13 protein-coding genes are annotated in these 15,300 nt (G+C 39.5%); 3 read left to right on the top strand and 10 right to left on the bottom strand.

What is annotated here, in order from left to right; genetic code table 11:
- The first annotated feature begins 526 nt into the window (after nucleotides 1-526).
- Complete coding sequence (locus tag DPX34_RS18380; protein ID WP_111979904.1) at nucleotides 527-1,324, top strand: SHOCT domain-containing protein; 798 nt, start codon at nucleotides 527-529, stop codon at nucleotides 1,322-1,324.
- A gap of 219 nt (nucleotides 1,325-1,543) precedes the next feature.
- Entirely contained in the window at nucleotides 1,544-2,110 is a 567-nt protein-coding gene (efpL, locus tag DPX34_RS18375) for an elongation factor P-like protein EfpL (protein WP_111979903.1), read from the top strand.
- A 91-nt stretch (nucleotides 2,111-2,201) separates the two neighbouring features.
- Here efpL and DPX34_RS18370 read toward each other — a convergent pair whose 3' ends face one another.
- From DPX34_RS18370 to DPX34_RS18325, 10 genes are all read right to left on the bottom strand, one after another.
- Complete coding sequence (locus DPX34_RS18370; protein WP_111979902.1) at nucleotides 2,202-3,518, bottom strand: adenylosuccinate synthase; 1,317 nt, start codon at nucleotides 3,516-3,518, stop codon at nucleotides 2,202-2,204.
- A 286-nt stretch (nucleotides 3,519-3,804) separates the two neighbouring features.
- On the bottom strand, nucleotides 3,805-4,686 hold the full coding sequence (hflC, locus tag DPX34_RS18365) for a protease modulator HflC (RefSeq protein WP_111979901.1): 882 nt from the start codon (nucleotides 4,684-4,686) through the stop codon (nucleotides 3,805-3,807).
- A 3-nt stretch (nucleotides 4,687-4,689) separates the two neighbouring features.
- Nucleotides 4,690-5,865 (bottom strand): FtsH protease activity modulator HflK, encoded by a 1,176-nt coding sequence (gene hflK / locus DPX34_RS18360; protein WP_111979900.1) that lies wholly within the window; start codon nucleotides 5,863-5,865, stop codon nucleotides 4,690-4,692.
- 70 nt (nucleotides 5,866-5,935) lie between these two features.
- A complete protein-coding gene (gene hflX / locus DPX34_RS18355; RefSeq protein ID WP_111979899.1) occupies nucleotides 5,936-7,228 on the bottom strand; it encodes a ribosome rescue GTPase HflX in 1,293 nt (430 codons plus the stop codon).
- Between the two features lie 23 nt (nucleotides 7,229-7,251).
- Nucleotides 7,252-7,509: an RNA chaperone Hfq gene (hfq, locus tag DPX34_RS18350; protein ID WP_111979898.1), complete on the bottom strand. Its 258-nt coding sequence runs from the start codon at nucleotides 7,507-7,509 to the stop codon at nucleotides 7,252-7,254.
- A 172-nt stretch (nucleotides 7,510-7,681) separates the two neighbouring features.
- The gene (miaA, locus tag DPX34_RS18345; RefSeq protein WP_111979897.1) at nucleotides 7,682-8,605 is read right to left on the bottom strand and encodes a tRNA (adenosine(37)-N6)-dimethylallyltransferase MiaA; all 924 of its coding nucleotides are present in this window, start codon (nucleotides 8,603-8,605) and stop codon (nucleotides 7,682-7,684) included.
- Between the two features lie 12 nt (nucleotides 8,606-8,617).
- Entirely contained in the window at nucleotides 8,618-10,534 is a 1,917-nt protein-coding gene (gene mutL, locus DPX34_RS18340) for a DNA mismatch repair endonuclease MutL (RefSeq protein WP_111979896.1), read from the bottom strand.
- Nucleotides 10,534-11,847: an N-acetylmuramoyl-L-alanine amidase gene (locus tag DPX34_RS18335; protein WP_111979895.1), complete on the bottom strand. Its 1,314-nt coding sequence runs from the start codon at nucleotides 11,845-11,847 to the stop codon at nucleotides 10,534-10,536. Before DPX34_RS18335 ends, mutL begins: the two co-directional genes overlap by 1 nt.
- Nucleotides 11,848-11,870: 23 nt before the next feature.
- Nucleotides 11,871-12,332, bottom strand: a complete 462-nt coding sequence (gene tsaE, locus DPX34_RS18330; protein ID WP_111979894.1) for a tRNA (adenosine(37)-N6)-threonylcarbamoyltransferase complex ATPase subunit type 1 TsaE — start codon at nucleotides 12,330-12,332, stop codon at nucleotides 11,871-11,873.
- Between the two features lie 8 nt (nucleotides 12,333-12,340).
- Nucleotides 12,341-13,855, bottom strand: a complete 1,515-nt coding sequence (locus tag DPX34_RS18325; RefSeq protein ID WP_111979893.1) for an NAD(P)H-hydrate dehydratase — start codon at nucleotides 13,853-13,855, stop codon at nucleotides 12,341-12,343.
- A gap of 230 nt (nucleotides 13,856-14,085) precedes the next feature.
- Between DPX34_RS18325 and queG the strand changes: the two genes are divergently transcribed.
- A complete protein-coding gene (gene queG, locus DPX34_RS18320; protein ID WP_111979892.1) occupies nucleotides 14,086-15,225 on the top strand; it encodes a tRNA epoxyqueuosine(34) reductase QueG in 1,140 nt (379 codons plus the stop codon).
- Nucleotides 15,226-15,300: the final 75 nt, after the last annotated feature.

The following is a 15,300-nucleotide window of genomic DNA, read 5'->3' as shown; positions in this document are numbered from 1 at the left end:
GGACTAAAAGGACAGCTTGTCAGGATGGCAGCTCATGTTAGAAAGGACAGATAAACGGACTTTGTTTATACGGACATTTTTATAAAGACACTTTCTATAAGGATATAGAATAAAGGGATAACTCATCAGGATGTTGAGTCACTTCAATACGGATACTTGTTCGGGATGAACAATGCTAGGAAGCTTAAAGCGTTATCAGGTTGATATGACTTTATCGTGAGCGCGTATTTACAGGAGTATATTCATCAAGGTTGATGAGCGCGCACACCCACTTTACCTTATATTAATTACAGCAAAAAATTTTAAGGCCCCAATACGTTAACAACACCCCGCCTTACTCACAATAAAAATACAACTCAATTACAATACCAACAGAAAAGAAACAATCAAAACCTCAATACATAAAAATAGTTAAATGTATTAAATATTTAATGCTTATTATATAGGCAGACTCCCGTATTATTGATAGTATCAACTAACAGCTTTTCCCTTATATAACGGGGTTTTCCCCAAGGATTCCATCCAAATGCAACTTACTACAGCAGGTCAAGATTTAGTCAACAACCTAAGTCAAAGATACAATCTAAATACAGATAGTGTACTTCATATGTTAATTGCAGTTAATAACGGAGCCGGCAGTATGGCGCAGTTCAACTGCTACCAGTTGGGCGGTTCAGGCCAATGGATGCGAGGCGGCATGACGATGGTTGGGGATATGTTTAACAATGGTTTAAAAAATACCGTTGATAATTTATGCAACGAACTATCAAATGCGCTAGCTAACCAACAAATTTTTGTGCCGCCAGCTAAAAATTCACCATCGCATAATCAATGGTGGCCAGCAGGATTAGGCTCACCTTTTAGCAGTGGATCACAAAATAATACTCGATATGCTATTTTTCCTAATCGCTTAGCGATTGAATCAAACCAACACGTTACCGTATACGACACCTTAGATCACAATATAGGCGGCATAAGCCAGCAGCAAGGCGGAAATACCAATTTAACATTTAATAGCCAATATGGAACAATTGCGGTTAATAGCTTGCCGATAATAAACGGAAATGAAACCCAGCAACCAGAACCGATTAATACTAACTTTGCTGAAGCGCCACAGACTGAACCTGAAATAACATATCAGCAGCCTGCAGATATAACAACAGAACCCCAAGTAGACACGAATGCAAACTTGATGACCGAAAATCAAGAAAGCAGTAACGATATTATCAATTTGATTAAACAGCTTTCACAATTACACCAAGCAGGTGTATTGTCAGAACAAGAATATGGTGCTAAAAAAGCAGAATTATTAAAACGTTTATAATCACTCTCGATCAGTAGATACCTTATTTGAGCTATCTACTGATTTTTTATTCGTTACCTGATCGCTGAAGCCAATAAAGCAGTAAAATAAGCCCTCTTTAATCACCCTATTTAATAGCACCGTTATTTAATATTAATAATTTTCAAATCTTAAAGACTAATTCACTTGGTTAGTCGGTATATTTCTGCTATTTTTCAGAAAAATTAATGAGGATCCCCCATGCCAAAGGCAAGTGAAATAAAAAAGAATGCGGCAATCGAGTTTAATGGTCGCGTAATGATGGTTAGAGATATTGTGCGTTCTGTACCTCAAGGCCGTGCAGGTGGTAGTTTGTATCGCATGCGCTTATATGATGTTGTTACCGGTGGAAAAGTAGACGAGACATTTAAAGCAGAAGAAATGCTCAACTTAGCTGACTTAACCCGCCGTGATGCCACTTTTTCTTATATTGATGGTGAAGAATATGTTTTCATGGACAATGAAGACTATACGCCTTATCACTTAAATAAAGATTCAATTGCGGATGAAGTACTCTTTATTAATGAAGAGACTCAGGGATTACAAGTTATTTTAATCGAAGGTAGCCCTGTGGGTGTTGATTTACCGGCGATGGTTGAACTTGTTATTGAAGAAACAGCCCCGTCTTTAAAGGGCGCTTCAGCCAGTGCACGAACAAAACCCGCAACATTAACAACGGGTTTAGTTGTTCAAGTACCAGAACATATTTCACAAGGTGAAAAAATCAAGATTAATACTGCGGAAATTAAATTTACCGGCAGAGCTTAAATTATTAATCGTTATATTAATTTTTTCGTGTCATAAAGCAAAAAAGCGAGCATAGCTCGCTTTTTTAATACTTAAGTTAAAGATGCTTAACTTAGATATCAAACGGATTGCGTAAAACAATCGTTTCTACACGATCAGGACCCGTTGAAACAATATCAATTGGCGTTTCACAAATTTCTTCTAAACGTTTAATGTAATCACGCGCAGCTTGCGGTAATTCATCAAAAACTTTAACACCAAACGTATTATCACTCCAACCAGGCACTGACTCATATACAGGCTCAACTGCAGCATAACCTTCAGCATCTAACGGAGTCACATTAGTGATCGTTCCGTCTGCCAGTTTATAACCCGTACAAATTTTTATTTCTTCTAAACCATCAAGAACATCTAGTTTAGTTAAACAAAAACCGGTAATCGAGTTAAGCTGAATCGCACGACGCATTGCAACCGCATCAAACCAACCAGTACGACGTAAACGACCTGTTGTAGCACCAAATTCATGACCTTTGTCACCTAAATGCTTACCAACAGGGTCTTGTTTTAATAAACCATCGTATAATTCAGTCGGGAAAGGACCTTCACCCACTCGTGTTGTATAAGCTTTAACAATGCCTAACACATAATCCAAGTTACATGGACCAAAACCACAACCCGTCGCAACACCACCAGCCGTTGTATTTGAAGAGGTAACAAAAGGGTATGTACCGTGATCGATATCAAGTAATGTACCTTGAGCACCTTCAAACATAATCAACTCACCTGCACGGCGAGCTTGATCTAGTGTTTCAGTAACATCAATAACCATATCTTTTAATATAGGTGCTAGCGCCAGTGCGTCAGCTAATGTTTTTTCGTAATCAACGGCATCAACTTTATAATATTGTGTTAATGCAAAGTTATGATACTCCATAACTTCTTTTAATTTTTTCGCAAAACGTTTTTCGCAGAATAAATCGCCAACACGTAATCCGCGTCGAGCAACTTTATCTTCATACGCAGGACCAATGCCCCGACCCGTCGTTCCAATTTTATCATTACCACGTGCTTTTTCACGAGCTTGGTCTAAAGCAACATGATATGGCAAAATTAGTGGACAAGCTTCACTGATTTTCAAGCGTTCGCGAACCGGTACACCGCGCGCTTCCAGCATGGTCACTTCTTTCATTAATGCTTCAGGAGAAAGAACAACACCATTACCAATAATACAGGTTAACGAATCACGTAATACACCAGAAGGAATGAGGTGCAACACCGTTTTTTCGCCGTCAATAACCAAAGTATGTCCAGCATTGTGACCACCTTGGTAGCGAACAACGTATTTTGCTTTATCTGTAAGTAGGTCAACTACTTTACCTTTACCTTCGTCACCCCATTGGGTGCCGAGTACAACAACGTTTTTACCCATTTTTAAAAATCTTTTGTCAAAATAAGGGCGAGGATTCTATCAATTTGTTTGGATAAAATCATCAATTAAGGGCAAGAAGATCTGAATTTTTGGCGATAAAGTAGACGAAATAACGCTAGCAATTAGCTAAGCGATGTTTTTTTAGTAAAAAAACAACATTCTACTATTTATTTTTACAATTTTAACAACTGCAATCATGATGCTAAAACGCTTATTATTTTAATCTGTAAACAAAAAACGCATCAAAATTGATGCGTTTTTTAATTAATTTAGGCCTTAACCTAAATCATTTTTTACCATTTGTTTCTTTCAAGTAACGGAAGAAATCGCTATCAGGTTTAACGATCATAACGTCACTTTTATTATTAAAGCTCACTTTATAAGCGTCTAAGCTACGTAAAAATTTATAAAACTCAGGATCTTTACTGTAAGTATCAGCATAAATTTTTGCGGCTTCGGCATCACCTTGACCTCGAACAATACGCAAGTTACGTTCAGCTTCAGCAAGCATAATGGTCACTCGAGCATCGATGTCAGCTCGGATAAACTCAGCTTTCTCTCGACCTTCTGAGCGATGCTCTTTTGCAACAGCATGACGCTCTGAGCGCATACGCGCAAAGATGTAATTGCTGACTTCATTAGGTAGGTTAATACGTTTAACCCGAATATCGACAATGTTGATACCCAGATCCGAAGCGCTTTTCGACGTTTCAATTAATGCTTCTTCCATTAATTCATCACGCTCGCCCGAAACGATTTCAGCAATGGTACGACTACCAAATTCGCTACGTAAGCCATTGTTGATTTTCTTTTTAAGTAAAGCTTCGGCACGTAAGGTGTCACCACCGGTTTTCAAATAGAAAACTTCAAAGTTTTCTATTTTCCACTTTACATAAGAATCAACGATTAAATCTTTTTTCTCTGAAGTAACAAAACGATCAGCTTCATCATCCATTGTTTGAATTCGTGCATCTAATAGACGCACCGAATCAATAAACGGTATTTTAAAATGAATACCCGGCTGATAAACCACCGTTGTATTAGCATCATCACGTTTAACTTTACCAAACTGGATAACAATACCACGTGAGCCTTCATATATAACAAATACAGAGGTGTACACGACAAACAAAACAACAGTACTAAGGAATAATATTAAATTTCTCATTTTCTAGTTTCTCCCACTCGACTGACGACCCGTATTAAAACGTTCTGAGTTACGAGTTGCTTCTATCGACGTCGATTGTGGCGTACTATTTTGATTAAACGGCGACGTATTTTGAGTTTGAACATTATTATTTTGCTGTTGCATTATTTTATCTAAAGGTAAGTACATCATGTTGCCGCCGCCTTCTACATCAATCATAACTTTAGATGTATTAGCATAAACAGCTTCCATTGTTTCAATGTATAAACGTTGACGCGTAACTTCTGGAGCCGCTTGATATTCCGGTAGTAATTTTTCAAAGCGTGCAATTTCACCTTGCGCTTCTAAAATAACACGTTGCTTATAAGCTTCAGATTCTTGTTCCATGCGTCTAACTTTTGCACGCGCAGTAGGTTCAATTTCACGAGCATATGCATTGGCTTCATTAACAAACTTTTCTTCATCTTCTTGTGCGGCAATGGCATCATCAAAGGCTTCTTTAACCTGCTCAGGAGGTCGAGCAGGCAAGAAGTTAACATCAACAACTTCTATCCCTAAATTATAAGGTTCGATAGTCGCATCAAGTAGCTCACGCGTTTGCTGACGAACAACTTCACGACCTGTTGTTAAAATGTCATCCATATTGGTATGACCCACAACCTGTCTTAAAGCAGCATCGGTCGCTTGATGCAGACTGTAATCTGGATCAGTCACACTGAAAAGATAAGCTCTAGGGTCTAATATTCTGTATTGAATATCCATAGAAACGATAACGACGTTTTCGTCTTGCGTTAACATTTCACCACTTGCGGTCAATGATACGACAGACTCAACATCGACAGGAATTATCTTATCAACAAAAGCGGGCTGCCATTTAAGACCGGGCTCAATAATGCTATGAAACTCACCAAAACGTAAAACAACACCACGCTGAGCTTCTTTAATCGTTGCAAGGCCCATATAAGCCCATACTAATAGCACAACAATAAAACCAATAACTAAACCTGTACTACTCGCACCTGAGCTACCATTTGATGAGCCATTATTTGAGCCGCCGTTGCCGCCAAACGCTTTTTTCATTTTGGTAACCGTATCACGGTATATTTCATCTAGGTCTGGTGGTCCTTGATCTTTCCCACCTTTGTTATTATTACCCCAAGGGTCTTTATTATTACTATTACCCGGTTCATTCCAGGCCATAATTAGCTCCAATTCATAAATTAAAATATTATTTTTATTAAATATAATTTAAATAGTTTTCTAAATAAATCTATTTACCAGATTCGACGATGTAATTAATGAGGTTAGAATCTCGTTTTACAAGTCTTAGCCATTCAGTTTCACTCATGTTTACAGTAACAAGCCAACTACCATCATCACTGAAGTCTTCATCGACTATGCACTCAAGTTCATAAAACACGCCGCGCCATTGACTTTCAGCAGGCGGAATTTTCAATTGATAGCGAGCCATCTCCCTAGCTAAACGTTCGGATAATGCTTCAACAAGTAAATCAATACCTTCACCCGTATGTGCAGAAAGCCAAACTCGAATAGGGACGCCATCTTCATTTCTATCTATGTGAGGATGAATATCGTCAACCGCATCAATTTTATTGTAAATAAGCAATTGTGGCACTTCATCTGCCCCAACATCTTGTAAAACGGTCTGAACAGCATCGATATTCTCTGCTCTTCTTTCATCTGACACATCAACAACGTGCAACTGCAAATCAGCTTCACGCGTTTCTTGTAAGGTAGCTTTAAAAGCCGCCACAAGGTCATGAGGTAAATGTCGGATGAATCCTACCGTATCCGCGAGGATTATTGAGCCTACATTTTCTAAGGACATTTTTCGCAAAGTAGGATCTAATGTCGCAAACAACTGATCAGCGGCATACACATCCGCATTAGTGATGTGATTAAACAATGTTGACTTGCCTGCATTGGTATAGCCGACTAATGATACCGTTGGAATATCGTTACGCATACGAGCACGGCGGCCCTGGTCACGTTGCTTTTCCACTTTTTCTAAACGGCGTTGAATGTTTTTAATGCGACCGCGAATTAAACGTCTATCGGTTTCAAGCTGAGTTTCACCAGGTCCTCGTAAACCAACCCCACCTTTTTGCCGTTCGAGGTGAGTCCAGCCCCGTATTAAACGGCTCGATACATGTCGTAATTGTGCAAGTTCAACCTGTAATTTACCTTCATGCGTACGCGCACGTTGAGCAAATATATCTAAAATCAAACTAATGCGATCTAAAACACGACATTTAATTAATGTTTCTAAGTTTTTTTCTTGGGAAGGCGCTAAAGCATGATTAAAAATAACAACTTTTGCATCTAAAGCGGCAACAGTATCTGCTATTTCTTGTGCTTTACCTGAACCTACAAAAAATTTTGGATGAGGAGAAGACTTAGACGTAGTGATAACAGCAAGAGTTTCAACACCCGCAGAAGAAGCTAATAACTTTAACTCCTGCAGGTCCTCTCTTGCTACTTCGTCATCTAAGTCAACATGTACAAGTACAGCCTGCTCACCCGATTCATAACGATCAAACAAGCGGTATACCTCTCAAATAACGTTTACTCTGCAATATTGGTTTCACCTGGTTGAGGTTGGGCATTTGGGTTGGTTTGGAATGGACGCGAAGGAACCACTGTTGAAATGGCGTGTTTATAAACCATTTGAGAAACGGTGTTTTTCAACAAAATAACAAACTGATCAAATGACTCAACTTGTCCTTGTAGTTTTATTCCGTTTACTAAATATATAGATACAGGTATACGCTCACGACGTAATGCATTTAAAAACGGGTCTTGTAAAGACTGTCCCTTTGCCATAAAAGGCTCCTATTATTGTTATTAGACCATGGTTGTGAAAAAGTTAATTTGATTGTAAAAACAAATAGCTGTTTTTTTAGGCAAATCAATTATTTAATTATTCTGTGTTATAAACGAAACAACTTACATTCTACGTCAACAATAACGCTTGTTAGAGTGCAATAAACAAATTTTAGGAAAAATAGCGTAAAATGCTAGTCAAATTTTGCTTATTTTCACTTTCGAGCCAATTTAGATCTGACCAACCACGTAGCCAAGTAAGTTGACGCTTAGCAAGCTGCCTAGTAGCAACTATACCGCGAAAAACCATTTCGTCATAGCTAGATTTAGCCTCAATATAATCCCACATTTGTCGATACCCAACACAACGAATAGATGGCATCTCTACATTCAAATCACCACGAGCATGTAAAGCCCGCACCTCTTCTTCAAACCCTAATTGCAACATTTGATGAAAACGTAATTCGATGCGCTTATGTAAAACCGATCGATCATTTGGCACTATCGCAAATTGCGCAACTTTATAAGGCAGCGCATTTTCTTTACTTTGTGTTAATTCAGTTAGTGTTTTACCTGAAATTTTATAAACTTCAAGTGCACGATTAATACGCTGTTGATCATTTTCATTTATGCGAGCCCCTGCAATAGGGTCAATTTCGTTTAACATGGCATGCATAGCAGGCCAACCTAACTCGTCTGCTTGCTGTTTTAAAGCAGCCCGCACAATGGGATCCGATTCTGGTAAATCGTTTAAGCCATCAAGCAAGGCCTTGTGATACAACATGGTTCCGCCAACTAAAACAGGGATACGCCCTGCATCAATGCTTTTTTGCATCAACTGACGGGCATCGCGTTGAAAATCGGCGGCTGAATAAGCTTGGCTCGGATCTAAAAAGTCAATTAAGGCATGCGGTGCAGCAGCTTGCTCTTCAGCAGTTGGTTTAGCCGTACCAATATTCATGTCTTTATATACGAGAGCTGAATCCACACTGATCACATCACAAGGTAAATTTTTATATAACTCAATAGCTAAAGCCGTTTTTCCTGAAGCGGTTGGCCCCATTAAAAAAATAGCTTGTGGGTTTTCATCACTCATGTGTTTTATTCTTTATGTTGTTGGCTCAAATTGGTAATGAACTAGATGGCCATTTGTTTGCACAAATTCAGCAAAAGATTGATCACTTAAATTTTCAAACTCTTGCACCCAGGTATTTATATCTGACTGAGTAGGCGCAGCGTATTCGTTTGCAATAATATTAACTAACTCATTTAAAGCGGCTAATTCATTAATGGGGGTAGCAGGCATAAACATCAACCAATCGCTCACCACTTTAGCTAAATTTAAATTCCGCAATACCGCAGGTACTTTTTGAATGACGAGCGTGTCATGCCGTGGTTTTTGTATTTCAAATTGCAATTGTGACAATAGATCACGTGCATTATTCCAACAACAGAGCAAATCTTCATCTGTTTTTATCGCAACGGGTAACAATAAGGGTTGCGAGACCGCACTTTCATTATTTTTCACGTAGTGCAATTTAGCCAATAAAATAGCTTTAAGTAATACGCGGGCGGGTAAGTTATATAACCTGTCAGCAATTAAAATTAAAATATGCTGTTCGCCGACTAAACTAAGCACTCGAACGGCTGAGTCATCACTGAACGTATTAACACTCACCTTTTGCTTATCAAAGGTACTCGTGTTTTTATCATTTTTTGTATCAAAAACGTCTGTTACAGGCTGCATTAACTCAGTGTAATTGCCTAACTGCTCTGCAACGCCTTGAGCTGATTTTTTATCATATACAGGTGGCGCATAATGCTTATCGCGACTCGAACCAACCTGGTTAGATGATGAAAATTCTATGTCATGCTGATCTGTCCGTATTTTTTCAGTAGGCGAAGCTTGACGTTCACGTTCAAATTGCGTTTCAGTTATTTGACCGGCATATAATTCACTACTCTTGACTGGCGATTCAATAGGTTTAAATTGTGGATCATAAGCGTCTGCTACTGCATTATCGACCAGTTCATTATTCAACGCCGCATGAACCGCTTGATAAATAAAGTCATGAATAAGACGAGACTGATGAAAACGAACCTCATGTTTAGAGGGGTGCACGTTTACATCGACTTGCTTAGGGTCGACCGTAATAAATAAAACATAGGCCGCATGCTGCTCGTTTGTAATACGACTCTCGTAAGCTTGTCTAATCGCGTGATTGATTAATTTATCGCGCATCATGCGACCATTCACATAGCAATATTGAACATCACGTTGTGGTCTGGCTATTTTAGGCTCACCAAGCCACCCCGAAATAGAAACAATATCATAATCAATATCTAACTTTATTGTGTTTTCAACAAAGCTCGGCCCACAAACAGCACTAATGCGTTGTGCCTGAGCTCGATCATCTTGAGCTGCACGATAGTGTTTATATAATTTACCGTTATTGGTTAGTTTAATACTGACATCCGAACGACTCAGAACAATTCGTTTTATGACTTCTTCGATATGAGTAAACTCAGTTTTATCGGTACGCAAAAAACGACGGCGTGCAGGCGTATTAAAGAACAAATCGGCGACTTCAATCGTTGTGCCAACAGGGTGTGCTGCTGGTTTTAACGAGACAGCCATATCTCGCCCTTCGGCTTCGGCTTGCCAAGCTTCAGCTTGTTCAGCCGTGCGACTTGTCAGTGTTAAACGACTAACAGAACTTATACTCGCTAACGCTTCACCTCTAAAACCTAAACTGGTGATCGCTTCTAAATCTTGTAATGAGCAAACTTTAGAGGTTGCATGCCGACTTAAAGCCAACCCCAGCTCATCTTTAATAATACCAGTGCCATTATCTCGAATACGAATGAGTTGACTGCCGCCCGCTTCAATATCGATTTCAATACGCGTTGCACCGGCATCTAAACTGTTTTCAAGTAGCTCTTTAATAACGGAGGCTGGTCTTTCGACAACTTCACCCGCGGCGATCTGATTAGCTAACTGAGGTGGTAAAATTTGAATAGGCATTAAGATTGTGGAATTTTTAAGGTTTGGCCAATACGTAATGAGTCATTTTTTAAACGGTTTGCTTTTTTTAACTCTGAGATGCTAACGGCGTAACGTGCAGCTAATACTGATAAAGAATCGCCTTTACGAACCGTGTATTCACGACCTTGATATAAAGACGCATACAAAGTGCCATCGGGTGGATTAGTTCTAAAGTATTGAGTTATTGCCCGATAGAGGGCTGTCGCTAACTTTGTTTGATGTTCACGCTGATTTAATAACTTTTCTTCACTCGGATTTGAAATAAATCCCGTTTCCACCAATATGGAAGGAATATCAGGCGATTTCAACACGGCTAAACTGGCCGTCTGCGGTTGTGTTTTGTGCAACTTAGTTACACGCTTAAGCTCTTTAACCACTTTATTGCTCACATCAAAACTCGTCGCTATTGAATGCTCCATTGACATATCTAATAACGCTTTGGCTAAATAGCGCTCATTTTGGGTATCACCAATAATTTCCGCAGCACCACCCAGCAATTCAGAATGCTTTTCTTTTTGTTCAATCCAACGACCAATTTCGGTGTTCGCTCTTTTCATCGATAGCATCCAAACAGAAGCGCCACGAGGTTGTGGACTCGTAAAAGCGTCGGCGTGGATAGAAACCAACAAATCAGCCTTATGTTTACGTGCTAATTCTGAACGCGCATTTAGGCCAACATAATAATCGCCGGTGCGGATCATAACCGGTTTAATGCCTTTCTCTTTCGCTAAGATGTTATTTAGTTTTTGCGCTATTTGTAACGTTACTTTTTTCTCGTAATGACCTTTGGCACCAATAGAACCAGGGTCTTCTCCGCCATGCCCGGCATCGATTGCAATAACGAGATCTCGGTTTGTTGTATCAGCAACGGTTTTATAAGCATTCGAAACCGCACCTTCATTATTAATATCAATCACTAATCGATCGCCATAAGGAGAAGTCGGTAATAATGAAAATAAATTAGCCGTCGCTTTGTTGTTGAGCTCAATAACAATACGCCTAGCGTTTTTCTCTTTTGGCGTGCTGTATCTAATTTTTTTAACTAAATCGCCTTTTAAAACAACTGAATTTAAATCTAAACCTTTGCCTGTATTTAAAATATCGAGCACAAGCCGATCAGGCTTGGTTAAAAAGAAATAGCTAAAAGTGGGTTTTTCAGAAAGGTCAAATACAACTCGAGTCGAATCAGGTGACGGCCAAATACGCACACTGTTAATTTTATTGCTCGCAAAAGCAGAAAAATTAAAGCAAAAAATTAAAATAACGTAAAAGGCCAATCTATTTTTTTTCATGATTCGTCTAATTAGTTCACAACTTACGGCGTGAGATGAGTGAGAATTTTTCTCCCATGTTCACTTTTTGCCGTTAAAGTAATACGGCGATGCTGTTCAATATATTGCATATTAACCAGAATATCAGCAGGTTCCAACCACCCATCGCCCTTTTCTGGCCATTCAATCACACAAAGGTTAAGCCCCGCAAAATAATCTCTAATTCCCATAAATTCAAGCTCTTCAGGATCAGCAAGGCGGTATAAATCAAAATGATAAATATTAATAGAACCTAATTCATAAGGCTCCACTAGTGTGTAAGTGGGGCTTTTTACATTACCGCTATAGCCAAAACCCTGGATCAAACCACGACTAAATGTGGTTTTGCCAGCGCCTAAATCACCCACCAAATGTATTTGGCAAGGTAACTTAATAATACTTGATAAACGTTTACCAAAAGCAACCGTTGCTTCAGCATCGGTAAGTTCGAATGAATATGTTGTCATAAAAAATCTTAACTAGGGTTAACAAGGGTACGTATGTGATGAATTAAATCGCTGGCGATCATACCACGTTCCCCTTGTTTTGCAGCAAGATCTCCGGCTTTTGCATGCAAACAAACCGCTAATTCAGCGGCTTGAAACAAACTTAAACCTAAAGATGACTTCTGAGCCACAATCGCGGCAGTAATACCGGCTAACACATCGCCCATGCCTCCCGTTGCCATACCGGGATTACCGGCAGTACAAATATGAGTTTGCTGCGATGAGCTAATTAAAGAGCCTGCGCCTTTTAAAATACTGACACCACCATAACGAGCACAAATTTCAAAATTAGCCGAAAAACGGTCGAGCTCGATACTTTCACCGTTTTGAGCTAATAAACGAGCCGCTTCTCCAACATGTGGCGTTAAAATCCAATTACGGTTTTTATGCGGTTGATTGGCTAACCAATTTAAAGCGTCTGCGTCAATAATCATTGGCTTATCAAGCGTGACAATATGACTCATAAAACCATGAGCCCACCCTGAACGTCCCATACCGGGTCCTGCTAAAACCACATCGGCATTATCTAATAAAGTCAGCACGTCTTGGTCTAAGCCGTTAACACCGTACACCATCAGCTCAGGCCGGCCAGAAGCAACTTGTAATACATTATCGGGATGCGTTAACACCGTGACCAACCCAGCTCCAGCCCTTAAACAGGCTTCGCTCGCCATTTTAATCGCTCCAGCCATACCTTTGTCACCACCAATACAAACAACTTTACCAAATTGTGTTTTATAACTGGTTCGTTTACGAGTTGGTAATAATGAGCGTAGCGCATCCCAATCACTGCGATAATAATACGCTTTATTTTGCGCATCAAAAATATGATTAACATCTAATCCAGCAAAATATAAAACACCTATGTGATCGGCTGCTTGTGCCGTTAATAAACCCGATTTAAGCGCAATAAAGGTGACCGTATGATCAGCTTCAATTGCAGCGCCCATCATTGCACCGGTATAAGCGTTAAGACCCGATGGAATATCCAAACTAACGGTTAAAGCCGGCACCGTATTTATTTCATTAATAATGTTAGACCATTCTGCTGACAGTACACGCTCAGTTCCGGTACCCAGCACAGCATCGACAATGATCTCAAATGAACTTAAATCAATTTCGTCTATTGAATTTATCGTGGCTCCGGTATTGACATAAGCTTGCTGAGCTAACAATGCCTCTTGCTTTAATTGACTCACCCCTGGCATTTCGACAACAGTGACCGGCCAACCAGCCAACTTAGCTAAATAAGCAACGATATAACCATCTCCAGCATTATTGCCAGAGCCACAAACCACGCCAAGTCGACAGCCTAACGGATATATCGATTGTAAAAAATTAAAAGCAGCACCACCTGCAGCTTGCATTAATTCATATAAGGTTAACCCTGCTTGCTCAGCAGCTTTAGGCTCGTTTAACCTAACTTGCTCAGGCGTATAAACCGTTACTGGCAATACTCGTGTGAATTGACTTGTCGTGGTCATGACTATTCCTTTATACATTGATAACTCAGTTGTTTAATTGAACGCACTTTATTTAATTTATATAACATCTATATGACGATGAATAATTTTTATTCAGCAAAAATATTTAATCCATCATAACGCGAAAAAAACCAAAAGAATCAACCCAAATATAAAAAGTAAATATCCAAGCTAATCTCTTGCGACTAGGTTAAAATCGATACACAATCTAATCATAACGCGCCAGTATCATGTCACTAACGTCTGAACAATTAATCTCCCTAAAACAGCAAATAACAAGCTGGGCTGCCGAGCTCGGCTTTCAAGGTTTAGGTATAAGTGATATTGATTTAGCAAGTGAAGAACCTAAGCTCCAAGCGTGGTTAGATCAAAAATATCATGGACAAATGGACTATATGGCGAATCATGGCATGATGCGAGCACGTCCAGCTGAGCTTGTTCCTGGCACACAACGCGTGATCAGTGTAAGAATGGATTACCTGCCAGAAGATGCTAATTTTTCTCAAGATTTAAGTCATAAAACAACCGCCTATATTAGCCGATACGCCATGGGACGTGATTATCATAAGCTCATGCGTAACAGGCTTAAAAAACTCGGGCAAAAAATAAGTGATGCAGTCGAGCATAGTGTACAGTTTCGACCTTTTGTCGACTCTGCTCCGGTATTAGAAAGACCGCTAGCTCAAAAAGCGGGGTTAGGTTGGGAAGGAAAACACACACTTATTTTAAATGAAAATGCAGGCTCTTGGTTTTTTCTTGGTGAATTATTCATCGATTTACCTTTACCAATCGATGAACCGGTTGAAGATAAATGTGGCAGTTGTGTTGCTTGCATCACGATGTGCCCGACACAAGCTATTGTTGCTCCACACACGGTAGACGCAAATCGTTGTATTTCATATTTAACAATCGAACTAAACGGTGCAATTCCAATCGAATTTAGGTCACTCATTGGCAATAGAATTTATGGCTGCGATGACTGTCAATTAGTTTGCCCTTGGAATCGTTATGCCGAACTCAGTTGTGAAGACGATTTTCAAAAACGAAAACAAGTCGATGGTCAAGCGTTACTCGCCTTATGGCAATGGGATGAAGCTACATTTTTGAAGCAAACAGAGGGGTCAGCGATCCGCCGAATTGGATTTGAGCGCTGGCAACGAAATATTGCAGTTGCTTTAGGCAATGCGCCTTATCACACGGATATTATCCAGCAGCTGAAGAGGCAATTAACCGCAGCTTCGGACCTCGTGAAAGAACATATCCTTTGGGCTGTTGAACAACAGCAAAATAAAAAAGACGCAACAACTAGCGACAGTAAAAACAAGCGCTTGATTAGGATTATAGAAAAAGGTTTACCTAGAGACGCTTAATTAAATTAAACTCGCCATTAATTATACCGACCTTTATGCCGACAAACCTGAGTCATGCGAAATTGATAATAATGT

It is taken from the genome of Algibacillus agarilyticus (assembly GCF_003286125.1).
In the GTDB taxonomy this organism is placed as follows: Bacteria; Pseudomonadota; Gammaproteobacteria; order Enterobacterales; family Alteromonadaceae; genus Algibacillus; species Algibacillus agarilyticus.
The sequence above is the reverse complement of the archived record's forward strand: the minus strand, read 5'-3'. Positions and strand labels throughout refer to the sequence as shown.

What these genes read in the sequence shown, in the direction of transcription:
- mutL (WP_111979896.1), bottom strand. Translation starts at nt 10,534, where the DNA reads ATGCCTATTCAAATTTTACCACCTCAGTTAGCTAATCAGATCGCCGCG.
- hflK (WP_111979900.1), bottom strand. Translation starts at nt 5,865, where the DNA reads ATGGCCTGGAATGAACCGGGTAATAGTAATAATAAAGACCCTTGGGGT.
- hfq (WP_111979898.1), bottom strand. Translation starts at nt 7,509, where the DNA reads ATGGCAAAGGGACAGTCTTTACAAGACCCGTTTTTAAATGCATTACGT.
- tsaE (WP_111979894.1), bottom strand. Translation starts at nt 12,332, where the DNA reads ATGACAACATATTCATTCGAACTTACCGATGCTGAAGCAACGGTTGCT.
- DPX34_RS18380 (WP_111979904.1), top strand. Translation starts at nt 527, where the DNA reads ATGCAACTTACTACAGCAGGTCAAGATTTAGTCAACAACCTAAGTCAA.
- DPX34_RS18325 (WP_111979893.1), bottom strand. Translation starts at nt 13,855, where the DNA reads ATGACCACGACAAGTCAATTCACACGAGTATTGCCAGTAACGGTTTAT.
- efpL (WP_111979903.1), top strand. Translation starts at nt 1,544, where the DNA reads ATGCCAAAGGCAAGTGAAATAAAAAAGAATGCGGCAATCGAGTTTAAT.
- DPX34_RS18370 (WP_111979902.1), bottom strand. Translation starts at nt 3,518, where the DNA reads ATGGGTAAAAACGTTGTTGTACTCGGCACCCAATGGGGTGACGAAGGT.
- miaA (WP_111979897.1), bottom strand. Translation starts at nt 8,605, where the DNA reads ATGAGTGATGAAAACCCACAAGCTATTTTTTTAATGGGGCCAACCGCT.
- queG (WP_111979892.1), top strand. Translation starts at nt 14,086, where the DNA reads ATGTCACTAACGTCTGAACAATTAATCTCCCTAAAACAGCAAATAACA.
- DPX34_RS18335 (WP_111979895.1), bottom strand. Translation starts at nt 11,847, where the DNA reads ATGAAAAAAAATAGATTGGCCTTTTACGTTATTTTAATTTTTTGCTTT.
- hflC (WP_111979901.1), bottom strand. Translation starts at nt 4,686, where the DNA reads ATGAGAAATTTAATATTATTCCTTAGTACTGTTGTTTTGTTTGTCGTG.